17 protein-coding genes are annotated in these 26156 nt (G+C 77.8%); 5 read left to right on the forward strand and 12 right to left on the reverse strand.

Annotated elements, in window-relative coordinates; genetic code table 11:
- Genes DMP17_RS16615 through DMP17_RS16630 form a run of 4 tightly spaced genes read right to left on the reverse strand, consistent with a single transcriptional unit; the run spans position 1 to position 12810 of the window.
- Positions 1–945, reverse strand: a complete 945-nt coding sequence (locus DMP17_RS16615; RefSeq protein ID WP_226356131.1) for an ABC transporter permease subunit — start codon at positions 943–945, stop codon at positions 1–3.
- Positions 942–2444 (reverse strand): ABC transporter substrate-binding protein, encoded by a 1503-nt coding sequence (locus DMP17_RS16620; protein ID WP_337830008.1) that lies wholly within the window; start codon positions 2442–2444, stop codon positions 942–944. Before DMP17_RS16620 ends, DMP17_RS16615 begins: the two co-directional genes overlap by 4 nt.
- Positions 2441–8791, reverse strand: a complete 6351-nt coding sequence (locus tag DMP17_RS16625) for an SDR family NAD(P)-dependent oxidoreductase (RefSeq protein ID WP_337830009.1) — start codon at positions 8789–8791, stop codon at positions 2441–2443. The genes DMP17_RS16620 and DMP17_RS16625 overlap by 4 nt, the downstream gene beginning before the upstream one ends.
- Positions 8788–12810 (reverse strand): amino acid adenylation domain-containing protein, encoded by a 4023-nt coding sequence (locus DMP17_RS16630; RefSeq protein WP_337830010.1) that lies wholly within the window; start codon positions 12808–12810, stop codon positions 8788–8790. Before DMP17_RS16630 ends, DMP17_RS16625 begins: the two co-directional genes overlap by 4 nt.
- A 131-nt stretch (positions 12811–12941) precedes the next feature.
- On the opposite strand from DMP17_RS16630, the gene DMP17_RS16635 reads away from it, so the two are divergent.
- Together DMP17_RS16635 and DMP17_RS16640 are read left to right on the forward strand one after the other, a co-directional pair.
- Entirely contained in the window at positions 12942–14894 is a 1953-nt protein-coding gene (locus DMP17_RS16635; protein WP_226356128.1) for a phosphopantetheine-binding protein, read from the forward strand.
- Complete coding sequence (locus tag DMP17_RS16640; protein WP_337830011.1) at positions 14894–15922, forward strand: saccharopine dehydrogenase NADP-binding domain-containing protein; 1029 nt, start codon at positions 14894–14896, stop codon at positions 15920–15922. Before DMP17_RS16635 ends, DMP17_RS16640 begins: the two co-directional genes overlap by 1 nt.
- A gap of 41 nt (positions 15923–15963) precedes the next feature.
- Here DMP17_RS16640 and DMP17_RS16645 read toward each other — a convergent pair whose 3' ends face one another.
- From DMP17_RS16645 to DMP17_RS16655, 3 genes are read right to left on the reverse strand one after another with little or no spacing between them, the layout of a single operon-like run.
- Positions 15964–16902: an NAD(P)/FAD-dependent oxidoreductase gene (locus tag DMP17_RS16645; protein ID WP_226356126.1), complete on the reverse strand. Its 939-nt coding sequence runs from the start codon at positions 16900–16902 to the stop codon at positions 15964–15966.
- Complete coding sequence (locus DMP17_RS16650) at positions 16899–17915, reverse strand: LLM class flavin-dependent oxidoreductase (protein ID WP_226356125.1); 1017 nt, start codon at positions 17913–17915, stop codon at positions 16899–16901. Before DMP17_RS16650 ends, DMP17_RS16645 begins: the two co-directional genes overlap by 4 nt.
- A gap of 22 nt (positions 17916–17937) precedes the next feature.
- Positions 17938–18822: a universal stress protein gene (locus tag DMP17_RS16655; RefSeq protein WP_337830012.1), complete on the reverse strand. Its 885-nt coding sequence runs from the start codon at positions 18820–18822 to the stop codon at positions 17938–17940.
- Between the two features lie 196 nt (positions 18823–19018).
- Here DMP17_RS16655 and DMP17_RS16660 point away from each other — a divergent pair, with 196 nt between their 5' ends.
- The 3 genes from DMP17_RS16660 to DMP17_RS16670 all read left to right on the forward strand — a co-directional run bounded on the left by DMP17_RS16660 (position 19019) and on the right by DMP17_RS16670 (position 19966).
- A complete protein-coding gene (locus DMP17_RS16660; RefSeq protein ID WP_226364487.1) occupies positions 19019–19261 on the forward strand; it encodes a CBS domain-containing protein in 243 nt (80 codons plus the stop codon).
- Between the two features lie 39 nt (positions 19262–19300).
- Entirely contained in the window at positions 19301–19492 is a 192-nt protein-coding gene (locus DMP17_RS16665) for a CBS domain-containing protein (protein ID WP_337830013.1), read from the forward strand.
- Between the two features lie 162 nt (positions 19493–19654).
- Positions 19655–19966 (forward strand): BMC domain-containing protein, encoded by a 312-nt coding sequence (locus tag DMP17_RS16670; RefSeq protein ID WP_226356122.1) that lies wholly within the window; start codon positions 19655–19657, stop codon positions 19964–19966.
- Between the two features lie 24 nt (positions 19967–19990).
- Here the strand turns inward: DMP17_RS16670 and DMP17_RS16675 are convergent, their stop codons facing one another.
- Genes DMP17_RS16675 through eutJ form a run of 5 tightly spaced genes read right to left on the reverse strand, consistent with a single transcriptional unit; the run spans position 19991 to position 26156 of the window.
- Complete coding sequence (locus DMP17_RS16675; RefSeq protein ID WP_337830014.1) at positions 19991–22159, reverse strand: helix-turn-helix domain-containing protein; 2169 nt, start codon at positions 22157–22159, stop codon at positions 19991–19993.
- Between the two features lie 14 nt (positions 22160–22173).
- Positions 22174–23205 (reverse strand): alcohol dehydrogenase catalytic domain-containing protein, encoded by a 1032-nt coding sequence (locus DMP17_RS16680; RefSeq protein ID WP_337830015.1) that lies wholly within the window; start codon positions 23203–23205, stop codon positions 22174–22176.
- 4 nt (positions 23206–23209) lie between these two features.
- Positions 23210–24598, reverse strand: a complete 1389-nt coding sequence (locus DMP17_RS16685; RefSeq protein WP_337830016.1) for a malate dehydrogenase — start codon at positions 24596–24598, stop codon at positions 23210–23212.
- The gene (locus DMP17_RS16690; RefSeq protein ID WP_226356118.1) at positions 24595–25230 is read right to left on the reverse strand and encodes a BMC domain-containing protein; all 636 of its coding nucleotides are present in this window, start codon (positions 25228–25230) and stop codon (positions 24595–24597) included. The genes DMP17_RS16685 and DMP17_RS16690 overlap by 4 nt, the downstream gene beginning before the upstream one ends.
- A complete protein-coding gene (gene eutJ / locus DMP17_RS16695) occupies positions 25227–26156 on the reverse strand; it encodes an ethanolamine utilization protein EutJ (protein WP_337830017.1) in 930 nt (309 codons plus the stop codon). The genes DMP17_RS16690 and eutJ overlap by 4 nt, the downstream gene beginning before the upstream one ends.

Below are 26156 nucleotides of genomic sequence, written 5' to 3' on the forward strand. Positions count from 1 at the left end.
TCACGGGCGGCCCACCGCGGCGGCGACGAGGTCGGCGACCAGCATCCCCGCGACCACCACGGACGCGGCGAGCAGCGCCACCGCCGAGACCACCGGCAGGTCACGGGTGGCGACGGCGCCCACGAGCAGCTCCCCGAGCCCGGCGACCCCGAACAGCGTCTCGACGACGGTGCTGCCCGCGACCAGCGAGCCCGCGGTCACCGCGAGCACGCGCAGGGCGGGGGCCGCGACGAAGGGGCCCGCGTAGCGCAGGGCCACGACCGGCGCGGGGACCCCGCGCAGCACGGCGTCGCGCACGAACGGCCGGGCTGCGACGTCCTCGACGACCCCGCGCAGCTGGCCCGCGGCGAACGCGCCCGACGGCAGCGCGAGCGCGAGGACGGGCAGGACGAGCAGGTCGGGCCGGGCCCATGCGGGCTCACCGGGCGGCAGCAGCGACACCGGCGGGACCCAGCCCAGGACGCCGGACAGCAGCGTCGCGAGCCCGACCGCGACCACGACCGGGGGCACCGCGGAGCCGACCGCGGCGACGGCGGCGCCGCGCCGGCGGGCGAGCAGCGCGGCGAGCGGCACGGCCACGACCAGGGCCGCGACCACCAGCACGGCGGTGGTCCCGGCCCGTCCGGCGACGAGGTCGGCGACCGGACGGCCGCTGACCAGCGACCGTCCGGGGTCCCCGGTGAGCAGGCCGGCGCCCCAGGTCAGGAACCGGGCGGGCCACGGCCGGTCCAGGCCCGCCGCGGCGCGCAGCTCCGCGAGCGCGGCCGGGTCGACCCGGCCGCCCGCCCGGACCGTCACGGCGTCGGCGGGCAGGACCGCGGTGGCGGCGGAGACCACCACCGCGGACCCGGCGAGCAGCCCGGCAGCCCGAAGGACGGCGCGGGCCGCCGCACGGGTCACCGCCCGCCTGCGGTCCGGCGCCCGGCCGGGTCGGACGTCGGTCATCGGTCGCGGTGCACCCGGTCGAGGAAACCGGCGCCGAACCCGATCGCCGGGGACACCCCGGTCACCCCGGGCGCGGCGAGGTCGAGCCGGTCACCGACGCCCCACACGAGGTAGCCGCCCTCGTCGCGCAGGCGGGTCTGCAGGGCACCGAGCCCGGCGCGGCGCCGCTCGGTGTCCGGCTCGGCCAGCGCGGTGGCGAGCTGGGCGTTCCACGACGGGTCCGCCCAGGCGGTCTCGTTGGTCGGCGAGCCGGGGGTCAGCGCCACCCGCACGACGTCGAGGAAGGGGATGCCGCCGAGGAAGCTGACGTAGAACGGCTCGGCGCCGTAGACGGTGCTGAAGTAGGTGTCCGGCGGGCCGACCTCGATGCGGGCCCGCACCCCGATCTCGGCGAGCTGCTGGGACAGCAGGGTCGCCGCGGTGTCCATGCCCGGGTAGGCGGTGGTGGTGTGCAGCGTGACGTCGACGCCGCCGGCCAGCCCGGCCTGCGCCATCAGCGCGCGGGCGCGGGGCACGTCGCGCTCGATCTGCGGGAGGTCGCGCGGGCTGCTCGGGTCGGTGGGGGTGATCAGGTCGTTGCCCAGCTGGCCCTTGCCGCCGAACACGGCGTCGAGCAGCTGGCGCCGGTCGACGCCGAGCCGGATCGCCTCGCGGACCCGGGGGTCGGAGAAGGGCGCGGTGTCGGTGCGCATGACCAGCGGGTACATCGTCGCGCCGGGCTTGCGGACGACCGTCAGCCCGGCGGCGGCCCCCTGGTCGGCGGCCGTGGGCGGGACGCTGCCGGCGAGGTCGGCCTCTCCGGACAGCACGGCCTGGGCGCGGGCCTGCGGGTCGGCCAGCGCCCGGACCTCGATCACCCGGCTCGGCGGGCGCGGCCCCCACCAGGCGTCGTTGCGTTCGAACACGGTGGTCTGGGCGTCGGAGCGGACCGGCCGGAACGGTCCGGAGCCCGGGACGAGGCCGGAGGTGAAGTCGGTGCTGCCCTCGGGCACCACGAAGGTGGCGCCCATCAACGCGGTCCCGACCTCGGCGTAGGGCGCGCGGGTGACCAGCGTGAGGGTGGTGTCGTCGGTGGCGCGCGACGCGGCGAGGTCGAACATCGCCGTCCGGCCGAAGTTCTCCGCCGACTTCGACGCCATCCGCCGCAGCGAGAACAGCGCGTCCGCGGCCCGGACCTTCGCGCCGGTCGTGAACACGGCGTCGTCGCGCAGGCGGACGGTCCAGCGGGTCAGGGTGGGGTCCGGGGTCCACGACGTCGCCAGCCGGGGCTGCGGGGAGCCGTCGTCGCCGGGGACGGTGAGCACGTCGTAGGTCAGTGCCATCCGCACGATGTCGCTCTCGGCGGGCAGCATCCCGTGCGGGTCGTCCACGGCCGCCCCGCCGGAGCCGGGTGCCACGTAGCGGATCGTGTCCGCCGGACCGGCGGGGGTGGGTGCCGGGGCCGCGCAGCCGGCGAGGACGGCGCAGGCCAGCAGGCCCGCGGTGAGCAGTCGTCTCATGCGATCCGTTCCAGGAGTGCGAGCAGCGCCGCGTCGATCGCGGCGCCGACGTCGGGGAGGGCGGGCCGGTGCAGCACGCCGTAGTGGTGGGCGTCGACGCCGACGGTGTGCAGCGGGCCGGCGAGGTGCGCCGACCAGCCGAGGTCGGGCCCGGCGGCGGGTGGGGTGTCGTCGACGCCCATGCCGATGCCGGAGTTGCGGGGCGCCCGCCGGTCGGCGCGGACCAGGACGGTCGCGGTGCCGGTGGCGTCGAGTCGCTGCGCCCGGTGGGCGGCCAGCGCCCGCAGGTGCCGGGCCGTCACCGCGAGCCGCCCGACGACGGCCGCGTCCGGTTCGGCCCGGCCCAGCAGGCCGTGGTCGCGCAGCCGGTCCGCGACGGCCGCGACGAGGTCGGGCGGGGCGCCGGGGCCGGTGAGGCCGTCGGCGTCGAGGTCCGCCCCGAGGAAGGCCTCCAGCGCCCGCAGGTGCCGGACGGCGACGGCGCGGTCGAGCTCGGCCCCGGTGCCGGGGACCGGCCGGATGTGCGCCGGGTCGTTGGAGTCGACCATGACCAGGAGCGGGACGGACTCCCCCGCCGCCGTCAGCTGGACGGCCATCTCCTGGGCGAGCGTGCCGCCCATCGACCAGCCGCCCAGCAGCCACGGCCCGCGCCGTCCGGCGGCGCGCAGCGCGGCCAGGTGGGCGGCCGCGAGGGCGGGCACCGTCTCCGGCGCGTCGGCGTGCGGCGCCGGGAGCGACAGGTGCGGGTCGGCGACGGCGAGCACGTCGAACCGGCGGTCGATCATCCGGGACAGCTCGACGTAGCAGAGCACGTCCCCGCCGGAGGGGTGGACGAGCACGAGCGCGGGCCGGTCCGGGGCGTCCCCGCCGCGCAGCGGGATCACCGCGTCCGCCACGTCCGCACGCACCGTCGCCGGAGCCACCGGAGCCTGGGAAGGGGCCGGGGCCGCCGGGTCGGGGTCGGCGGCCGGTCCCCAGGCCGCCGGGTCGGTGGCCAGCAGGCGTACCCGCTCGGCGTGCCGGGCGGTGACGGCGTCCAGCTCGTCGTCGGGCAGGACGCCCTCGGGGCCGTCCCACTGCAGCCGCAGCTCGCCCGCGACCTCGACGACCTGGTGGTCCAGCCACACCTGCGGGGTGGAGGACAGCGCGGCGACCTGCTCGCCGATCCACTCCAGGGACCGGTCGTCGTCGAGGCCGAGCGCGCTGGTGAACACCACGGGCACCCGGTGCACCGCGCCGGTGCGGGCGGAGCGTTCGGCCAGCACGTCGAGCGCGGAGGCCGCGCGGTGGTCGAGCTCGTCGAACAGCCGGGCCTGGGTGGCGGCGGCGCGCTCGGCGAACACCGGGTGCGGGGTCTCCGGCGTGCTGTGCAGGACCAGCGAGGTGAAGTCCCCGACGACGCCCGCGGTGCCCGGCGGGCGGTCGAAGAGCGTGAGGAGCACGCCGAACCCGCCCGCACCCGCCCACTCGGCGAGCACGTCGGTGAACGCGGTGAGCAGCACCGCGGTCGGGGTGACGCGGTGGCGGGCGGCCTGCGCGCGCAGCGCCGCATGGTCCGCCGGGGCGATCCGGTGGACCCGGCGGCGGAACCGCGGCGGCCGTCCGCCCGGTGACGCCGGTGTCCGGACCGGGAGCGCGGGCGGGCCGGGGACCGGCCGTCCACGCCACCAGTCCGCGGCGGCACGGCCCTCCGGCCCGGCGGTGCGCGCGGCCAGCGCGGCGGTGCACGCCGCCGGGTGGGTACCCGGCGGCGGGGGCAGCGACGGCGGCGCCTGCGGGTCGGCGGCGTCGGCGTAGGCGGCCCGCCACTCGTCCTCCACGATCCACCAGGACGCGGCGTCGCACACCAGCACGTCGACGCCGATCAGGACCCGTACCCGGCCCGCGGGGAGCAGGGCCGCCTGGATCGTCACCAGGGGCCAGCGGTCCGGCGGGCCGGGCCGGGTCGAGATCCGCTCGCGCAGCGACGCGAGCCGCGACTCCCGCCGCTCGGGGTCGGCGCCGGTGAGGTCGTGCACGCGGATCCGGTAGTGCGGGACGTCGTCGAGGACGCGGAAGCGGCCGTCGGCGGTGGCGACCGCGCGCAGCATGGGGTGCCGGGCGACGACGACGTTCCAGGCGGCCTCCAGCCGGGGCAGGTCGAGCCCGTCCGCGTCGTACTCCAGGTAGAAGTAGCAGGGCACGCCGCCGTCGTCGTAGCCGCCGTCGCGGCCGACCCGGTAGGCGTGCTGGACCCGGGTCATCGGGAACGTCCCGTCGGCGGCGACACCGTCCGGCTCCGCCGCGACCGGGCCGGGGGCCGCGGGGGCGGCCGCTCCCCCGGTCAGCAGGGCCGCCAGCCCGGCGACGGTGGGGGCGGCGAGCAGGTCGCGCAGGGCGAGCGCGACGCCGTGGCGGTCGTGCAGGGCCGCGAGCATCCGCGTCGCGAGCAGCGAGTGCCCGCCGAGGGCGAAGAAGTCGTCCTGTGGGTCGGTGACCGGGGTGCCGAACAGCTCGCCCCACAGGGCCGCGACCTCCCCCTCGACCCCGTCGAGGGCGGGGCCCGTGGGTGCGGACGCGGCCCGGGGCCGACCGGCCGCGGCGATCCGGGGCGCCAGGGGCGAGGCGGAGACCGCCAGCTCGTCGACGGCGGGCAGGGCGAGCACCCGGTCGAGCGCGTCGCCGCCGGTGGTCGCGTCGAGCGCGGCCGAGGCGGTCGCGCCCGTCCCGACGCTCCAGCCGTCCCAGTGCACGGCCTGCCATCCCGGCCCGGCGACGGCGGCCAGCGCGGCGTTGGCCGCGGCGTAGGCCCCGGTGCCGACGCCGCCGAGCAGCGTCGCGACCGAGGACATCAGCAGCACGCGGGACGGGCGCCGATCGGCGGGCAGCGCCGTGACCGCCCGGTGCAGGGCCAGTGCCCCGCCGAGCTTGGCGTCGAGGTGGGCGCGGACCCGGCCGGCGTCGAGCTCGCGGAGCGGGTCCAGCTCGGCACCGGCGAGCACCCCGGCCGCGTGGACGACGACCGACAGCGGCCCGTCGCCGGCCAGCTCGGTGAGCAGGGCCGTCGTCGCGGCGGGGTCGGTGGCGTCGACCGCGCGGGTGCCGTCCCGCCCGGTGCGGGAGGTGACGACCACGCGGTGCCCGGCCGCGGCGAGGCGGCGGGCGACGACCTGCCCGACCGCGCCCGCGCCACCGAGGACGACCGCCGTCCCCGGTGCGGGGGCGGCCGTGGGGTCCGGTTCGGCGTCCCAGCCGCGCAGGGCGAGCCGCCAGCGGGTGCCGCCGCGCCAGGCGGTCACCGCACCGGTGCCACCGGCGGCCAGGGCGGCGGCCTCGGCCAGGACGAGCCCGGCCTCCCGGTCGGTCCCGGACCCCGGTCCGGTGTCGGGGTCGGGCTGCGCGCCGAGGTCGGTGGTGGCCCAGACCAGGCCGGGCCGTTCCTGCCCGAGCACCCGCGGCAGCGCGCGCAGTGCGGCCGCGGCGGGGTCGGCCGGGCCGTCGGCGGCGATCCGGGCGCCGCCGCGGGTCACCAGCAGCAGCCGCGGCGCGTCGTCGTCGGACAGGTCGGCGGCGCGGGCCCCGAACCCGGCCACGGCCGTCGCGGGATCGGCGCCCGGGTCCGGGCCGACGACGATGACGTCCGGGCCGGGGATGAGCCGCTCCCGCAGGGTGTCGGCGAGCGGGCCGTCCCCGAGCACGGTCCATCCGCCGTCCGGCCGGCCGGTCACCGGGGCGACCGGCTCCCAGGTGAGGATCTGCAGCGGTTCGTCGGGGGCGGTGCCGGTGGCCGGCTCGGGCGGGTCGATCCAGTGCCGGGACCGGGTGAAGGCGTAGCCGGGCAACACGACGCGGTGGCGTCCGGACCCGGCCGGGGCGCCCGGGTCGACCGGGACGCCGTGTGCCCACAGCCGTCCCAGCGCGGCGCGGGCCGCGGCGGTGTCGTCCGGCCCGGTGTCGCCCGGCCCGGCGTCGAGCAGCGGCACGGTCGCGACGACCCCCGCCGCCCCGGCGGCGAGCCGGGACAGCGCGGTGCCCGGCCCCACCTCGACGACGACGGCGGGCCCCTCCCCGACGGCGGCCGCCAGGGCGTCGGCGAACCGCACCGGGCGGCGCAGCTGCTCGGCCCAGTGCCGTGCGGTGCCCAGCTCGGCACCCGCGAGCCGGCCGGTGACGGTGCTCGCGACCGGGATCCGCGGCGCGGTGCCGGCCAGTCCGGCGAGCGCGACCTCCAGTCCGGCCTGCTCGGCGTCCATCGCCCGGGAGTGCATGGCGGCGGCCACGGCGAGCGGGGCGTGGGCGACGCCGTCGGCGGCGAGGGCGGCGGCGAACGCGGCCACGTCCGCGGCGGGGCCGGACACCACGCACGCCGACGGGCCGTTGACCACGGCGAGGTCCAGTGCACGGGGCAGCCGGGCCACGAGCGCGTCCTCGGACAGGCCGACCGCGAGCATCGCTCCGCCGCCCGCGGCGCGGGACGCGGCGAGGCAGCGGGCCGCGACGAGCCGGGCGGCGTCGGGCAGCGCGAGCGCGCCGCCGACGGTGGCGGCGACGCACTCGCCGAGGCTGTGCCCGACCAGCGCGTCCGGGTGGGCACCCCAGCTCTGCAGCAGCCGGGCCGCACCGACCGACACCGCGAACAGCGCGGGCAGCCCGAACGCGGGGTCGGCGACCCGGTCGGCGGGCCCGTCCGGGTCCAGCGCGTCGGTGACGTCGGCACCCAGGTGCGGGGCGAGCAGCACGGCGACCTCGTCGAACGCGGCGGCGAAGACCGGTTCGTCGCGGTGCAGCCCGGCCGCCATCCCCGGCCGGGGGCTGCCGGCGCCGGGGAGGGCGAACACCAGGCGGGGGGTGCCGGCGTGGACCGGTGCGGCCGCGGCCAGCGCGGCGGGCCCGACGGCGGTGACCCGGTGGGGCAGCGCGAGCCGCCCGCGGGCGAGGGTGTGCGCGGCGTCGGCGGCCCCCACCCCGGACGTGCCCGGGGTCAGGACGGCGGCCACCCGCGCGGCGGTCGCCCGGGCGGCCTCGGCGGTTGCGGCGGACACGCACAGCAGCTGCGGCCGGGAGTCGTCGGCGGCCGAGGCCCGCTGCGGGGCCGGACCGAGGACGACGTGGGCGTTGGTGCCGCCGATGCCGAACGAGCTGACACCGGCGTGCACGGGTCCGGTCCACGGCGCGGAGACCGCGGGGAGCCGGAACCGGGACCCGTCCAGGCGCAGCGCCGGGTTCGCCGGTTCCGCGTGCAGCGTGGCGGGGACCCTCCGGTGCGCCACCGCCAGCACGGCCTTGATCAGCGACGCGACGCCCGCCGCGGAGTTGGTGTGGCCGATGTTGCCCTTCACCGAGCCGAGCGCGCACGGCTCACCGGCGTCGCCGAGCACCCGGCGCAGCGCGGTGACCTCGACCGGGTCGCCGAGCGGTGTCGCGGTGCCGTGCGCCTCGACCAGTCCGATGTCGGCGGGGCCGAGCCCGGCGACGGCGAGCGCCTCGGCGACGACCCGGGCCTGGCCGCGTACCGACGGCGCGGTGAACCCGGCCTTGTCGGCGCCGTCGTTGTTGACCGCGGTGCCGTGCACGACGGCGTGGACCACGTCGCCGGAGGCGAGCGCGTCGGACAGCCTGCGCAGCACCACGACGCCGACGCCCTGGGTGTAGACGATCCCGCTGCCCGCGGCGCCGAAGGGCCGCACGTGCCCGTCGGCGGAGAAGATCCCGCCGGGCACGTGCACGTAGCCGCGGCCCTGCGGCACGATCAGCGACACCCCACCGGCGAGCGCGGTGTCGGACTCCCCGCTCAGCAGCGACTGCACGGCCAGGTGCACCGCGACCAGCGAGGTCGAGCAGCTCGTCGACACCGCCACGGCCGGCCCGGACAGACCGAGCCGGAAGGCCGTCTGCAACGGCAGGTAGTCCGGCTGGGTCGCCATCGCGGTGGCGAGGCTCCCGAGCGGGTCCGGGCCCGCGCCGGTGGGGTCCCACCGGTCGGCGAGGTTGGAGGCCAGGTAGCTCGACTGCATCGACCCGGCGAACACCCCGACCGCTCCGGCGTCCCGGGCGCCGCCGTGCCCGGCGTGGTCCAGGGCGTGCCAGGCGGTCTGGAGGAACAGGCGCTGCTGGGGGTCGAGCAGGTCGGCCTCGGCACCGGTCAGCCCGAACGGGGCCGGGTCGAAGCGGTCCTGGTCGGTGAGGATCCCGGCGACGGGGACGTAGCCGGGCCGCTCGCGCAGGGCGCGCGGCACCCCGCCCGGGTCGACCCGGGTGAGGCCCTCGCGGCCGTCGACGAGCAGCTGCCAGAAGGCGTCGAGGTCGTCGGCCCCGGGGAACCGGCACGCCATGCCGACGACGGCGACGGGCTCGTGCGTGTCGCTCATCCGGCCACCGCCACGGCGCGGGCGCGGGCGGCGCGGCGTCCGGCGGCGCGGCCGCCGCCGGGCTCCGGGGCCGGTGGGTCCGGCACCGGTGGGGCTGCGCCGGCCCCGGTCGGCGCCGTCGGGGTCGGGGTCGCGGTGAGGTGCCGGGCGAGGTCGCGGACGGTGGGGTGGGCGAACAGGTCGACGACGGTGAGCTGCGGGTCCAGCTCGACCAGCCTCCGGTGGGCCAGGACCAGGGTCAGCGAGGACGCACCGAGCTGGAAGAACGGGGTGCCCACCTCGACCGGTCCGCCGAGCAGGTCGCTGAACACCCGCGCGACGGTCCGCTCGACGAGCGGGTCCGGGGCTCCCGTGGCCGCGGGCGGGGAGGCCGGTGCGGGAGGCGCGGCCGGGGTCGCCGGCGTCGGGGTCGGGGTCGCCGGGGTCGGGGCGGTGGACAGGGCCGGGGCCGTCACCACGAGCTCGACGAGCCCCTCGGCGGGTGTCCGTTCGGCGACGGTCGCGCCGTGGGTGTGGAGCTCGGCGCGCAGCCACTGGACCCACGGCGCGGCGACGGCGAGCGCGTCGACGGGACCGATGCCGTCGCACCCGACGGTCAGCCGCAGCTCGATGCCCTGCGGCGGGATCGCGGGCCATCCGGGGGCCGCGTGCGCCCGACCGCCCGCCGCGGTGACCACGGCCGGTTCCGCCCCGGTCGACGCGACCGCGGGCGCGGGGGCCGGCACCCCGGTGACGGGGGTGGCGGGGGTGGCCGCCGCGGCCGGGGGCACCGGAGCGGCCGGGAGCACCGGGGCGGCCGGCCCGGACCGGGCCGCGAACGGGTTCGGCAGGGCCCCGTGGTCGACCTTGCCGTTGGCGGTGATCGGCAGCTCCGCCAGCACGACGAAGCGGTTGGGCACCATGTACGGCGGCAGCGCCGCGCGCAGCGCGGCGGCCAGCTCGCCGTCGCCGGGCGGGGTCGCCGGGTCCGCGGGCACCACGAACGCGACGAGGCGGGGCCGGTCGTCCGGGCCGCGGACCGCCTGGGCGACGGCGTGGCGGACCGCGGGCAGCCGGTCCAGGGTCGCCTCCAGCTCCCCCAGCTCGATCCGGTGACCGCGGATCTTCACCTGCCGGTCGGTGCGGCCGAGGAACTCGATGGTGCCGTCCGGGCGCCACCGTCCGAGGTCACCGGTCCGGTAGACGCGGGTGCCGGTGGTCGGGTGCACGGCGAAGCGGGCCGCGGTCTGGTCGGGGTCGCCGACGTAGCCCTCGGCGAGCCCGTCGCCGCCGATGAACAGCTCCCCGGGCCGGCCCACCGGGCAGGGCCTGCCGTCGTCGGGGTCGAGGACGTGGAAGCTCTGGCCGCCCAGTGCGCGGCCGTAGGGGATGCTCGGCCAGGCCGGGTCGACCTCGTCGACCGGGTAGGAGATCGACCAGATCGACGCCTCGGTGGCGCCGCCGAGACCGACCACCCGTGCCTGCGGGGCGAGTGCGCGCAGCCGGTCGGGCAGGGTCACCGGGATCCAGTCGGCGGACAGGAAGACCTGGCGCAGCGACGCCAGCGCGCGCCGCGTCGCGTCGGGCTCGATCTCGGCGTACTCGACGAGCATCTCCAACAGCGCGGGCGCGGTGTTCCACACGGTCACGCGGTGGGCCGCCATGAGGTCCAGCCAGTGGCCGGGGTCCCGCTGCCGGTCGGCGTCGGGCAGCACGACCCCGCCGCCGGCGCCGAGCACCGAGAACACGTCGTAGACCGACAGGTCGAAGCTGTACGCCGACAGCGCGAGCACCCGGTCGTCCGCGCGCAGCGGGTAGCGGGCCTCGAGGTCGTCGAGGGTGGTGCGGGCCGCGCGGTGGGCGATCCCGACGCCCTTCGGGGTGCCGGTCGACCCGGAGGTGAAGATCGCGTAGGCGAGGTCGCCCGGGTCGGGACGGCGCGGGGTCGCGGCGTCGCCGTCGAGGACCCCGTCGGCGTCGAGGACGTGGGTGCGCACCCCGTCGGGCCATGCGGTGGTGTCCCCCGGCGCGACGAGTGCGTGCCGCAGGCCGGAGCGGGCGCAGACCGAGGCGATCCGTGCGGCGGGCCACGACGGCTCGACCGGGACGTAGCCCGCGCCGCTCGCGAGGACCCCGAGCAGGGCGGTGACCTGCGCGGTCCCCTTGTCCACACAGACCGCGACCAGCTCGCCCGGCCCGGCACCGAGGCCGGCGAGCGCGGCGCCGGTGCGGTCCGCGCGGGCGGCGAGCACGTCGGCGGCGACGCAGCCGCGGGCGTCGAGCAGCGCGGGGCGGCCCGGCCGGACCGCGGCGCGCCAGGGGTCGTCGAGGAGCGGGCCGTACGCGGTGAACGGGTTCGGTCCGACCGGCCCGGCCGCGGCCGTCGACGGGTCGTGCCCCAGGGTGGGGTCGGTCCAGGCGCCGGGCTCGTCGGCGAGCCGGCGCAGCAGCGTGCGGTGGGCGTCGCGCAGCCCGGGCACGAACCCGGCGGGCAGGGTGTCCGCCCGCAGGTCCCAGTGCACCCGGAGCACGCCGCCCGCGTCGTGGACGATGTGGTCGAGCAGCACCTGCGGGGTCTGGGAGATCCCGAAGACCTCCTCCCCCAGCCAGTCCGTGGCCGCCGGGCCGTCCCCGGTGAGCCCCAGTCCGCTGGTGAACACCACCGGGTGCGCGGGGGCGGGCAGCCCGGTGCGCGGGTCGCGCGGCCCGGCGGTGCCCGCGGTGACCTCGACCCCGGGCACCGAGCGGTGCTCCAGGTCGGCCCAGAACCGCCGGTTGACGCGCTCGGCGAACCCGGCGAAGCCGTCCCAGGCGCGCAGGTCCGGCGGCTCGACGGCGACCAGCACGGTGCTGGTGAAGTCGCCGACCACCCGGTCCAGGCCCGGGGTGTCGTCACCGGCGGCGACGTCGTCGCGGTCGAACAGGGTGGTGTTGAGAGCGAAGGGCTCCTCGGCGCCGAAGCGGTGGAGCACGAACGCGAACGCGGCGAGCAGCGCGCCGGTCGGGCTGAGCCCGTGCCGGGCCGCGGCGGCGCGCAGCCGGCTCCACGCGTCGGTGTCGAGGACGACGGTGTGCCGGGTCATCCGGGGTGCCGGGTCGCCGGGCGGGTCGGTCCACGGCAGCCCCGTCCACGGCAGGGCGGGTCCGGCGGGCAGCGGTGCGCGGTCCGCCCAGTAGGCGCGGTCGCGGTCGCGGCGCGCCCGCTCGGCGGGATCGGTTGTCGTCCGCACGGTGAGGGCCGCGAAGGTCGTCGGCAGCGGCGGAAGCGCGACGTCCGGGTCGGCGACGACCTCGCCCCACTCCCGCATCAGCACCATCCAGCTCGTGAGGTCGAGCGCGAGCACGTCGATGCCGATGTGCAGGCGGGTGCGCCCGTCCGGGAGCAGCGCGGCCCGCAGGTCGTGCAGCGGCCACGTCCCCGGCTCGCGCACCTGGTGCGAGCACTCCTCGCGCAGCGCGCCCAGCCGGGCGTCGGGGTCGGGGTCGGTGCGCAGGTCGGCCGTGACGATCCGCGTCGCGGGGACCTCGGGGAGCACGCGCTGGCGGCCGTCGTCGCCGACGACCATCCGCAGCATCGGGTGCCGGCGCACGAGGACGTCCCAGGCGGCCGCGAGGCGGTCGAGGTCGGCGTGCGGGTCGCCGTCGGGAACCCGGTCGAACTCCTGGTACCAGAACGTCGCGACCCCGCCGAGCGGGAACGCCGGGTCCCGGCCGACCAGGTAGGCGCTCTGCACGGCGGTCAGCGGGAACGGGGTGCCGTCCGGCGGCGACGCCGGTGCGGCGGTCCCGGCGGTCGGCGGGTCCGCCGCGGGAGCGGGCTCGCCGGCGGCCGTCCCGGCCACCGTGCGTGCGGTCGCGCCACCGAGGAAGTCCGGCAGCGGCAGGCTGAGCCCGGTCTCCTCGCGCAGCCGCCGGCGCAGCCGTACGGCGGTGAAGGAGTCGAGGCCCAGCTCGGTCAGCGGCACGTCCGGTGGGAGCTGGTCGGGCCGGTCCAGCACCTCCGCGAGGCAGGCGAGGACGTCGTCGAGCCGGACCGTCATGCGGTTGTCCCTTCCGGGTACGGGAGTTCGGGGCGGTGGCGCATGCGTGACACGGGTGGGTGACGAGCTCGGCGCCGCAGCGACTCTCGCCTTATTGAGTCTGATTGTCAATATCGTCTACGGTCTCCGGTATGACCGCCCCACCGACCGCCGACCACACCGCCGAGATCACGACCGTCTGGTCCGAACTGCTCGACCTGCCACCCGCCGAGATCCCCGACGACGTGGGCTTCCTCGTCCTGGGCGGTGACTCGGTGCTGGCGGTGCGCATGTCGGCGCTGATCCGGCAGCGCCTCGGCGTCGCGCTCGGCCTGGCCGAGGTCCGGGTGGACACGACCGTCGGCGAGATCGCCGCACTCGTCGCCGATCGGGTGAGCGATCCGTCGGCCGGGTCACTGCCCGCGATCACCCGCCGTCGCGCCGACCCGCACGCCCCGTTCGCGCTGCTGCCGCTGCAGCAGGGCTACTTCGTCGGCCAGCAGGACGGCTGGGAGCTGTCCTACGCCTCGGCGCACTACTACGTCGACTACCCCCTCGACGGCATCGACGGCGACGAGGCGGCGGAGGCCCTCACCGACGCCCTGGAGCGGCTGGCCCGGCGCCAGCCCGGCCTGCGCGCCCGGGTCGACGCCGACGGCCGCCAGTACGTGCTGCCCACCGGCGCGCCGGGGGCGCTGCCGGCCCCGACCGTGCTGGACCTGCGCGACGCCGCACCGGAGGAGATCGACGCCCGGCTCGCCGCGCTGCGGGACCTGATGAACGTCAGCGGGCCCGACCCGGTGTCCGGCCCCGGCCTGGACATCCGGCTGACGCTGCTGCCCGGCGACGCCGGTCTGCTGCACGGCGCGTTCAGCCTGCTGCTCTTCGACGGCTGGTCGGCCGGCGTGCTCACCCGCGAGCTGCTGGCACTCGCCCAGGACTGGAACGCGGTGCTCGACCCCCTGGAGATCGACCCCGGCGACTACGTCGAGGCGGTCGGGGCGCTGCGCGGCACCCGCGGCCGGACCGCCGACCGCGACTGGTGGTGGGAGCGGATCGACGCGCTGCCCGCCCCGCCCGCGCTGCCGCTGGTCGTCGACCCGCAGGAGGTCACCCCGACCGTCATGCAGCACCGCGAGTTCCGGCTCGACCCGGCCCGCTGGGCGGCGCTGCGCGCGGCCTGCCGCGACCAGCGGGTCACCCCGGCGACGGCGCTGCTCACGGCGTTCTCCGTCGTGCTGGCCCGCTGGTCGGGACACCGGCGGATGCTGCTCAACTCGCTGCAGACCGGACGCCTGCCGCTGCACCCCGACGTGCACCGCATGATCGGCGGCTTCGCCACCACCATGCTGCTGCCGGTCGTCCCGGAGACCGGGGCGTCGTTCGCCGAGCTGGCCCGGTCCGTGCAGCGGACCTTCGCCGAGCACGCCGCGCACACGCTCGTCCCGGGCGTCGAGGTGGCCCGGGAGGTCGGGCGCCGGCGCGGCACCCACCGCCCGGTGGCACCGGTGGTGTTCCAGTCCACGATCGGGATGGACGCCGCGATGGGCAGCCCGCTGCCGAGCGAGGCCGGGCCGCTGGGCCGGGTGCGCGCCGGGGACTACACCCACCACCTGCGCACCCCGCAGGTGGCGCTGGAGACCCGCTGCTTCGAGATCGACGAGCAGCTCGTCCTGGTGTTCTCCCTGGTCGCGGAGCTGTTCGTCGACGACGAGGTGACGGCCGCGTTCGCCGAGCTGGTCGAGCTCGCGACGGCGCTGGCCGACGGACCCGGCTGGGACGCCGTGCCGGAGCTGCCCGAGGCCCTCGACCCCGTCCCCGGGGAGGGGCTGCGCATCGGCGCGCTGCCCGGGACCGGTCGCACGCACGCTCCCGGCCCGCCCGCGGACGGCGCGGAGCAGGCGGTGGCCGAGGTGTTCGAGGACTTCCTGGAGATCCCGGTGCTGGACCGCACCGTGCACTTCTTCACCGCGGGCGGCGACTCGCTGCTCGCGATCCGGGTGCTGGCCCGCCTCGCCGCCGAGCTGGACCACCCGGTGCCGGTACGGGCCTTCCTCGCCGACCCGACGGTCGCCGGGGTCGCGGCGGCCGGACGGGCGTCCTGATGGCCGGGGCTCCCCGTCCGCTGGTCGCCGTGCTGGGCGCCTCGGGGGCGACCGGGCGGGCCGCGGCGCGACGGCTGGCCGCGACGGGCCGGGTGCGGCTGCGGCTCGGGGCCCGCGACGCGGCCGCGCTCGCCGCACCGGCGGCCGAGCTCGGGGCCGAGGCCGTGCGCGTCGACGCGGGCGACGCCGACGCCCTGGCCGGGTTCTGCGCCGGCGCGGCCGTCGTCGTGCAGTGCGCGGGACCGTCGCTGCGGCTCACCCCGGCCGTGCTGGCGGCGGCGCTCGCCGCGGGGGCCCACCTCGTCGACCCGGCCGGCGACCTGGACCCGTTCCCGACCGGCGACCGCTCGGTCGTGCTGGGTACGGGGGTGGTGCCCGGACTGTCGGGGCTCCTGCCGCGTCTGCTCCCGCCGGGGGCCCGGCGGCTGGACCTCTACGCCGGTGGCGCCGACCGGCTGACCCCGGCCGCGGCGGCGGACGTGCTCCTGTCGGTCCCGCCCCGTTACGGGCTGCCCCGGGCGCTGTGGCGCGACGGCGGACCCGTCGAGGCCGCGCTGGCGGTGCAGCCCGCGGTGTCGCTGCCGGGCTTCGACGGTCCGGTGCACGCCGTGCCGCTGCTCACCGCCGAGGCGCAGCGCCTGGCCGCGGACACCGGTGCGGCGCAGCTGCGGGCCTACTCGGTGTTCCCGGGGCCGGGGCTGCCGGACACCCTCGCGTCGGCCTGGGCGTCGGGCGACCCGCTGGCGCACGTCGACGCCGTCATCGCCGCCGCCGACGCCGACGTGGCCGCGCACGGCGTCGCCATCACGCTGCTCGCCTCGGCGCGCTACGCCGACGGCGCCCGCCGCGTGCTGCTGCGGTCCACCGACTCGCTCGCCCTGACCGGCGCGTTCACCGCGCTCGCCGTCACCGACGTGCTGGCGGGCCGGGTCCCGCCCGGGGTCGGCCGGGCCGCCGAGGTGCTCGACCCGGTGACGACGGCCGCCCGGCTGTCCGCCGACCCCTCGGTGGACGAGCTGCGGTACTGACCCGGGTGCCCCGGGCCGGCGCCCGGGGCACCCGGCGGGGCTCACCCCTGGCCGGGGGCGACCGGCAGACCGGTCCGGAACAGCTCCTGCTCCAGCCACACCGCCGCGGCGACGCCGTTCCCGGCGCCCACGCTCACCAGCGTCACGCCGTCGGGCAGCCCGGGCTGCCGGGCCGCGTCGCCGGCGGCGGAGACCCCCGGGACCGAGGTCCGGCCGCACTCGTCGACGGCGATCGCGCCGTCGTCGAGCACGGTCGCGCCGAGGCTCCCGGCCAGCACGGTGCCGGGACGGGTCGGGGCGCGGTGGTAGATGCCGTCGCGGGCGAGGGTGGTGCCGTCGGCGAAGCGCAGCTCGAGCGCGCCCAGGTCTCCCTCGATCGCCGTGATCGGGGACTCCACGACCCGCACCCCGCGCGCCTCCAGGTTCGCCGCGACCCAGCCGGGCAGCTCGGCGGGGCCGTGGGTGGCGAGGACGACGTCGTCGCTGAACCGGTCCCGCACGTAGGCGGCGAGCATCCCGGCCAGGCCGTTGCCGATCACCACGAGCGCCATGCCGGTGGTCTCGTAGCCGTGGCAGAACGGGCAGTGGAACACCGAGCCGCCCCACCGCTGCGCCAGCCCGGGCACGTCGAGCGGCTCGTCGACCTGGCCGCCGGCCAGCAGCAGCCGCCGCGCCCGTACGACGGTGCCGTCGTCGAGGTCGAGGGTGAAGTCGTCGAGGGCGCCGCGGACGCCGGTGACCCGGCCCGCCCGGCGGGTCACCGTCGGGTAGGCGTCGACCTCGGCGCGGCCGTCGGCGAGCAGCTGCGCCGGGTCCGCGCCGTCGCGGCCGAGGTACATGTGCATCTCGGCGGCCGGGGCGTTGCGCGGCTCGCCGGCGTCGACGAGCAGGACGCGACGCCGCTGGCGGCCGAGCACGAGGGTCGCCGACAGGCCCGCGGGCCCACCGCCGACGACCACCACGTCGTAGGTGTCGTTCACGGGTTCTCCAGTTCCTTCCGGACGGCGGGCAGCACCTCGGTCGCGAGGCGTTCCACGTTGGCGAGCACCGCGTCGCGCTCACCGGAGGACTCGACGTGCAGCAGCACCCGTCCGGCCCCGCTCCCCCGGACCAGGTCGACGAGCCGGCGGACACACAGCTCGGGCGGACCGATCGGCTGGCGGGCGAGGATGCCCGCGGCCAGCTCGTCGGGGGTGGGCCGCGGGCCGCCGTACTCCTCGACCATCACGTACTCGGCGTAGCCGGAGGCGAACACCGGCGCCAGCCGCTCGTGGACGACCCGTTCGGCCTCGGCGACCGAGTCGGTGACATGGGCCAGGGCCGCGGTGCCGTGCACCGGCCGCGCCGCGGTGAGCTGCTCGTAGTCGGCGACCAGCCGGGCCTGCTCGTCGGCGGTCTGGGAGAAGAAGAACAGCATCGGCAGGCCGTGCCGGGCGGCGAGCTCCACCCCGGTGGCCGAGGTCGCGGCCACGTGCACCGGCGGGTGCGGACGCGTGTACGGCTCCGGGCCGGGTGCGACCTCGCGGAACCGGTAGTGCTCGGAGTCGGCGGACACCCGCCCGGTGAAGGAGTCGAGGACGAGGCCGAGCGCCTCGGGCAGCCCGGTGCGCCACCGCTCGATGCCGGTGCCGAGGACCTCGTGGTCCACCACCGGCCCGGCCCGGCCGACGCCGAGGTCGAACCGGCCGCCGGAGAGCTGGTCGAGCAGCGCCGCCTGCTCCGCGACGTGCACCGGCGGGTGCGTCGGCAGGATCGTCACGGCCGTGCCGACCCGCACCCGCCGGGTGCGGCCGAGCAGGAACGCGGCCAGCGTCGTCGCGGAGGGGTTGATCCCGTAGCCGGTCAGGAAGTGGTGCTCGGTGGTCCACACCGACGCGAACCCGTGCGCCTCGGCCGCCTGCGCGACGTCCGCGGCCAGCGCGAACACCTCGGTCGCGCTCTGCCCGGGGAAGCGGTGGGTGAACAGCATGACGCCGAACGAGGGAGGGGCCACGCCCTGACAGTACCGGATGTCATTATCGATTAGGCGGTGCACCGTCCCGCACGACGGCCACGGGCGCCCCGGCGTGGTGCAGCACCGCCTGCGCGACCGAGCCGAGGACCAGGCCCGACAGCGGCCCCCGCCCGCGCGTCCCCACGACGACCAGCCCGGCGCCGTCGGACGCACCGGTCAGCACCGCCGAGGGCGACCCGTGCACGACCCGGGTCCGGACCTCCACGGTGGGGAACTCCTCGGACAGCGGGGCGACGGCACGCTCCAGTTCCTCGGCCTCCTCCCGTTCCACCGCCTCCGGGTCCAGCAGCAGCGCCACCGCGGGGTCCGTCGCCGGGTCGCACCAGGCACGCACCGCGACCAGCGGCACCTCGCGGCGCGCCGCGACGTCGGCCGCGAAGTCCAGGGCCGCGGCCGCGTCCCCCGAGCCGTCGACGCCCACCACGACCGGACCGGTCGCCGGTGCGCTCCCCCGCACCACGACCAGCGGGCAGCCGGCGGTCGCGGCCAGCGAGACCCCGGTCGACCCCAGCAGCAGGCCCCGGAACCCGCCCCGCCCGCGGTGCCCGACGACGACGGTCGCCGCCCGCTGCGACTCCTCGGCCAGCACCTGCGCGGGGGTCCGCTCGCGCAGCGCGGTCCCGACCGCCCCCAGGGGCAGCGTGTCGGTCGCGACGGCCGCGGCGACCCGCAGGTTCTCCTCCGCGGCGGCTACGGCGGCCTTGCGCCGGTCGTCCCAGGCCCGCGCCCGGGCGCCGGTCGTCACGGGGGTGCCGGGCACCGCCGCGACCAGGCGCAGCGGCCGTCCCCGGCCCGCGACGCCGCGGACCGCCCAGCGGACCGCGTCCAGCGCGGACTCCGAGCCGTCGACGCCCACGACGTCGGGCAGGTCCCTCGATGTGGTCATGGTGTGCCCCTCTCCTCCGGGGTCCCCACGCTGCCCGGCGCCGGTGCCGGTGGCGTGGGGCGGAGGTCCCGCCGCGCCGGGGCCGGAGGTCACCGGGATCCGGGTCCGGGCCGGTGGTCGCGGCGGGACCTCCGGCCCGTCCCCGCCGGGTCCCTCGCGGCGCAGGCTGACGGCGCCGGTCGACGGAGGGATGACCATGAGCCAGCAGGACAGCCGCGCGGGGTTCCGGCCCGACGCCCCGCCCGAGACCCTCGACGACGACCCGCCGCTGCGGACGGTCGTGTCGCCGCGCCTGGTCGCGGTCACCCCGCAGACACCGGTCCGGACCGCGCTCGACCTGATGCTCGCCCACGACGTCCACCACCTCCCGGTCTTCGCGGGCCCGCGGTGCACCGGCCTGGTGACCGAGTCCGACCTGCTCCGCGGCGTCGCCGCGTAGTGGGGGCCGCTGGGCCGGTCCGTCCTCACCGTCGCCGAGGTGCACGGCCCGGTCACGGTGCTGCCGTCGTCGGCGCCGCTGTCGGCGGCCGCCGCGGCGATGGCGGCGGACGGGCGGGACGCCGTCCTCGTCGCCGACGGGGACCGGATCGACGGCATCGTCACCGCCTCCGACGTCGTCGGGGTGGTCGCGCGCCGGGCGGGCCCGGCGACGCCCCGACCGGCCGGCTGACCCACCTGGGTCCCTTCCCGGAGCGGCCGCGCGGCCGCTCCGCCGGGGACAACCCCCGACGGTCCCGTTGTCCGGGCGGGACAGCGTGCCCCCTGCCTCACGGACCTACCGTGGGTCGGGCCGACGCAGGCGTCGGTGTCCCGCTCGAGAGGAGACGGCTCCATGTCGGACGCACGACGGGCCGGTGGCGCCCTCGGGATGGTCGAGACCAGGGGCCTGGTCGGGGCGATCGAGGCGGCGGACGCGATGGTGAAGGCCGCCAACGTGGAGGTCGAGGGGTACCGCACCCTGCGCAACGGCCAGGTCTCGGTGCTGGTCCGGGGCGACGTCGGCGCCGTGAACGCCGCGGTCGCGGCCGGGACGGCCGCGGCGGCCCGGGTCGGCGAGCTGTACAGCAGCCACGTCATCCCGCGCCCGCACGAGGAGACCGAGGGCGTCATCGGCGAGGCCGTGCAGCCCACCCGCACCACCTGAGCGGGCGGGCCCCGGCGGCCCGGGTCAGCGGCCCGGGTCGGTGTCCTCCGGGTCGTCGTGCCGGGTGACCTGCAGCAGCCGCAAGGCGAAGTCCGCGCGCATCCGGTCCTCATGGCGACCCAGGTCCAGGCCGGTCAGCTTCCGGATCCGCTCCAGCCGGTAGCGCAGGGTCTTGTGGTGGACGAACAGCCGGTCCGCGGCCAGCTTCTGGGAGCAGTCGGCGTCGAAGAACGCGCGCAGCGTGCGGATCAGCGAGCCGTCGTTGTCGCGGTCGTAGTCCAGCAGCGGGCCCGTCACCTCGTCGACGAAGGTCTGCAGGTCGGGGTCGTCGCCCGAGCCGAGCAGCAGCCGCACGATGCCCAGCTCCTCGTAGAGGAACACGTCCTGCCCGCCGAAGCGCTTGGCGGCCGACAGCGCGGTGCGGGCCTCGTTCAGCGCGCTCGGCAGGTCGACGGCCTCGTGGTACTCACGGCTGATCCCCCACCGCAGGCGCAGCTCCGGGAGCTCGGAGTGCACGGCCCCGGAGAACGCGTTCACCAGGTTCTTCGCGCCGATGCGGTCCAGGTCGGCGGCGACGGCCACGAGCAGGTCGCCCCGCAGGCTGGCCAGGGACAGGCCGCGGCCGTGCAGGGTGCGGACGATCCGCAGCACCCGGCGCCGGACCCGGTCGACCTGCGAGGTGTCCCAGCCGTGCTGGGCGGTGAGGACCTCGACGTTCTCGATCCGGCCGTGCAGCACCCGCAGCCCGCCGGTCAGGGCGATGCCGAGGTGCTGGGCGCGGGTGCGCGCGGCGAGGCGGTGCTCGACCGAGCCCTGCAGCAGGTCCCAGAGCACCTGCTCGGCGGCCTCGGCCCGGGCCCGGCCCACCGCCCGTTCGCGCATCAGCGCCAGCGAGCAGGCCATCGCCACCTGCCCGGCGACGGCCGCCAGGAGGTCCTGCGACGGTCCGCACCGGGCGAACAGCACCTGGCCGACCTGGTCGCCGTCGGCGTAGACGGGGTGCGCCAGCGAGGCCCGGTCCTCCGGCGTCGGCACGATCTCCCCGCCGCGGGTCGGCACCGACGCGGGCAGCCGGGAGACCAGGTCCCGGGCCCGGTGGCCCGCCACCCGCGCACCGTCGGGACCGTAGACCGCGACCTCGCAGCCCAGCTCGGTCGCGACGGTACGGGTGACCGCGGGCAGACCGCCACCGCCGACGACGATGCGCAGCAGCTCCTGCTGCAGCCGCGACGCCCGGTCGAGCAGCGTGTGCTGGTTCTGCAGCGCGTCGTGGGCCCGGCTCAGCTCGGCCGCGGCGGCCACCTGCTCGTCGTGCAGGCGGGCGTTGTCGATGGCGATCGTCGCGAAGTCGGCGAGGGTGACCATCCGGCGCATGTCGCGGTCGGTGAACACCGAGTGCCGGCGCCGCCACACCTCCAGGACGCCGAGGAACTCCCCCTGCAGCTGCAGCGGGACGGCGAGTGCCGACCGGGTCTCCTCCCGTTCGGCGAGGGAGTTGAAGTCGTCGCTGATCGTCTCGTCGTCGAGGTAGGAGTCGATCCTGGCGGGTTCCCCGGTGAGGAACACCAGCCCGGCGACGCCCTGACCGCGGCGCATCGTCAGCCGCGCGGTCTGCGTCGCCCGGTTGCCGACGCAGGCGCGCATGCGCACGACGTCGCCCTCGCGGAGCATCACCCCGCAGATGTCGGACTCGAGCAGGCGCAGTGTCTGCTCGGAGACCGTGAGCAGGACCTGGTCGAGGTCGCGGACCGACAGCAGCCGCCGCGACACCTCGCGGACCGCGTCGGCCTCGACCGTCGCCGCGTACTCCTCGTCGTCGGCGCGCGCCCCGGCCAGCTGCAACGACATCCAGACCCGGGCCTGCCGGAGGAGCCCGACGGGCTCCGGGGCGAGCCGGACCTCGGGGTCCCAGCACAGCGCGGCGGCGCCGTCCGGCCCGACGATCCGGCCGGACCGGGCCTCGGCCGCCGACGGGCCGCCCGGCGGGAGACCCGCCATCCCGACCCCGGAGCCGGCGAGCACCTGCCACCGGCCGTCCCGCCAGGCCGCGACGGTCATCGAGGTGCCCGCCAGCAGGGTCGCCGCGCCGACGAGCAGCTCGGCGGCGGCGTCCGGGGACGGCGGGACGGTGCCCAGGAGCCTGCCGAGGGCGTCGACGCCCGTCGTCGCTCCGACCCGGTCGAGTGTCGTCATCCCACCCCCAGCCGTCAGAACACGATCAGCGACTTCAGCGTACGTCGCTGTGACATCCGCTGATAGGCGTCCGGTGCGTCGGTCAGCGACACCCGGTCCTCCACGAGGACCGTCGGATCGACTGCGCCGCAACGGACGAGGGCGAGGAGCCGGTCGCCGTCGCGCATCAGGTCGCCGATCGCGAACCGGAGCGTGAGCTCGTCGGCGAAGGCCCGTCCGGCGGGCAGGTCCCAGGTGCCGTCGTGCACGCCGACCGACACGACGGTGCCTCGGCGGCGCACCAGCTCGAACGCCGCGCCGAGCCCGCGCGGGCCACCGATCGCGTCGACGACGACGTCGGCGCCCCGCCCGTCGGTCAGCCCGTGTGCCGCCGTGACCGCCTCCTCCGGGGCGACGGCGACCGAGCCCTCCCGGCCCGCGACCGCACGGCGGGACCCGACCGGCTCGACGAGCAGCACCGCACCGGCGCCGCAGGCCTGCGCGGCCAGCGCCGTCAGCTGGCCGACCGGGCCACCGCCGACCACCGCGACGGTGTCGCCGGGCTGCAGGTCGGCGCGGCGCACCGCCGCGTAGCCGGTCGCAAGGGTGTCGCCGAGGAAGACGGCCGCGTCGAGGGACACCCCGTCGGGGACGGTCCGGAGCACGGTGTCGGCGTGCGGCACCCGGACCAGCTCCGCCTGCGTGCCGGCCAGCGGCGGGCCGAACGCGGTCCCGGTGCCGAAGAACCGCCGCTCCGCGCACTCCCAGTGGTCACCCCGCCGGCACCACCAGCAGGTGCCGCAGGCGACGAAGTCGGCGCCGACGACGAGGTCGCCGACGCGGTGCCCGCGCACCGCGGTGCCGGTCTCCACGACCTGCCCGACGAACTCGTGGCCGAGCACCGTGCCGGCGGGCAGCCCCTCGTCGTGCGCGAGGAGGTGCAGGTCCGTCCCGCAGACCGCCGATCTGCGGACCTCGACGACCGCGTCGGTCGGGTGCTCGATCCGGGGGTCGGGCACCGGGGCGACGCGCACCGCGCCGTCCCCGGCGTAGGTCACCGCGCGCACGACGTCAGGCCGCCTCGGCCAGGTCGGCGAGCCGCTCGCGGATCCGGGCCGCGGCCTCGGCCAGCGCCTCCAGCTCGTCGGGCCGCAGGTCGATCGTCACGATCCCGGTCAGGCCGCCGCGGCCCAGCCGGGCGGGGAGCCCGACGTAGACGCCACGGATGCCGTAGCTGCCGTCGGCGAGCACCGCGGCGGGCATGACCTCGCCGGAGTCGGCGGCCATCGCCAGCACCATGCGGGCCGCCGACAGCCCGGGCGCCAGGAAGGCGCTGCCCTTCCGCAGCAGCCCGACCACCTCGCCGCCCGACCCGCGGGCCCGCGTGACGATCGCGTCGAGCTCGGCCGCGGGGACCGCCGCGGCGAGCGGCCGCCCGTCGGCGGAGGCCCGCGACAGCGGGATGACCATCTCCTCGCCGTGGCTGCCCAGCGCCCAGGCCTCGATCCGGTCGGCCCGGGCGACGCCGGTCAGCGCGGTGAGCGCCTGGAACCGGGCGGTGTCGAGCACCCCGGCCATGCCGAGGACCCGCTCCGAGGGGAACCCGGAGGCCTTCCAGGCGTGCTGGGTCATCTCGTCGAGCGGATTGGTGACGACGACGATCACCGCTCCCGGCGAGGTCACCGCCACCCGCGCCGCGACGTCACCGACGATGGCGGCGTTCGTGCTGATCAGGTCCGACCGGCTCATCCCGGGGGTGCGCGGCCGGCCCGCGGTGATGACCACGTAGTCGGCCGGGCCGGCCTCCTCGACCGTGCCGACCCCGCGGACCCGGGTGTCGAACCCGGACAGCGCGGCGGTGTGGGTGAGGTCCAGCGCGACGCCCGCGGCCCGGCCGGCGTCGATGTCGACGAGCACGACCTCGGCGAAGACGTCGGCGTCGGCCAGCCGCATCGCGGCGATCATGCCGACGTTGCCCGCGCCGACGACGACCACCCGGCCGGAGCGGCCCGCGCCCGGACGCGACCCGGCACCGCCCGGCCGTACGACGTCCGGCAGCGGCGCACCACGCCGGTACAGCGCACCCGAGGGAGGACGCACCGGGGGCGGCGCCGCCCCCGTGAGGTGCGCGACGGCCGCGGCGGACGGGACCGGCCCGACCGGCGACGGCGGCGGCGTGACCGGGCGGCCGGCCGGCTGCGGTACCGAGGCGACCGGGCGGGGCGGCGGGGGCGCGCCCCCCGGTGGTGCGGCCGGCCGGCCCGCCGCGGCGACCGGGGGTCGTGCCGGTTGCGTGGCGGACGTGCCCGCCGTCCCGGCGGAGGCCGGGCCGGTCACGATCTCCACGCCCAGCTCACGGGCCCGTTCGCGGGCGAGCGGGGTGACGACGTCGCGGGCGGTGACCCGCAGGACCTTCGCCGCGGCGGCGTCGTCGACCTGCGCCGCTCCGATGACGCTCATCGCGCGAGCTCCCGGCCGTGGACGCCCTCCAGCGCGGCGACCGCCGCGTCGCGGGCCGACTGCACCTCGCTCTCGGTCCCGGACAGGAACATCCGGCCGAACCGGCCCACCGCGCGCAGCTCGATGACGGTGATGTTCGCGGCCTTCTCCGCCTCGTTGGCGGCGACCGCGATGTAGGCGGCGGGCGCGACCTCCATGACGAACAGGCTCTGGCCCGGCATCAGCATGGAGCCCTTGCGCCACTTGTTGAGCAGCTGCGCCTGGTAGGGGTGCACGTTGGTGATGAACTGGGTGGAGGCGATCGTCGGCCGGATCCGGTCGGCCTCGGTCATCCCGAGCTCGTCCAGGATCGCCTGGCCGGAGGCGAGCACCTCGGCCTGCTGCTCGGAGTGGATCTCCAGCAGCCCGAACTCGCGCTCGATGATCTGCAGGGCCGGGCGCACACCGGCCGCCTTGAGCGCGATGTCGGCGGCCCGGAACACCTCGTTGCCGGGGGCCATCTCGATGTAGAGCTCGGCCATCCCCGCGAGCGGGACGTCGCCGGGGCTGGTCGCGGCGATGTGCGCCGCGCACTGGGGCTGCATCCGGTCGACGAAGGCATAGGTGCGCAGGGTCGGGGTCCCGTTGCTCATGCGGGCACCTCCGCACGGGCGATACCGATCGGGGTGATGAGCAGGGCGTGCGGATGGGTCACGACGGTTCGCTCCAGGTACGTGGCCAGTACGCGCTGCGCACCGGCGATCATCAGGGCGCCGCCCGCGATGTGCAGCGGCAGGTCCTCGGCGCCCACGGTCAGCGCGCGCACGTTCTCCGCGATGCGCTGCACCCCGGGGACCAGGAGGGGGAACACCTCGTCCGGGTGGGCCCGCTTGTACGGCTCGGCCTCCTCGACGGCGATGCCCAGGCCCCCGGCCAGCATCAGGTCGAGGTGGCGGCCGCCGCCGGCGCGGTCGTCGAGCGCGACCAGTGCGCCGTCGCGGTAGACCCCGACCCCGGTCGAGCCGCCCCCGACGTCGACGACGACGCCGTCGCGGATCCCGAGCGTGCGCTGCGCCGCCGCGACCTCGTCGACGAGCGCGACCCGGTCGAACCCGGCGGTCTCGCAGACGTAGCTGCAGGCCTTCGCGTCGGCGGCCGGGATGCACGGCGGGTGGGCCGTCGCGACCGGTACGCCGGCGCCCAGCCCGACGCCGAGCCCGGCCTCGGCCCGTTCCCGCAGGCGGCGGACGGTCGCGGTTGCGCGGGCGAAGTCGACGACGACGCCGTCGGCCAGCGCACCCGACGGGGACGCGTCGATCCACACGGGGTGCTCGGTGCCGTCCGGGGCGACCGCGAGGACGACGAGCACGCAGCTGGCCGTCCCGAGGTCGACCCCGGCCCGCAGCGAGGCCGCGGCGGCCAGCGCGGCGGCCGCGGGCCCGTCGGGGGCGCCGTCGCGGGCCACCGACCCGGCGGTGGCGGCCGCCGCGGTGAGCAGCTGGTCCGGCGTCCGGCGCGTCTCGGCGGCGCGCGCCGGACGCCGGCGTCCCGGGCGGCGACCCGCGGTCGCGGTCGCCAC

Source organism: Pseudonocardia sp. TMWB2A (genome assembly GCF_017312135.1).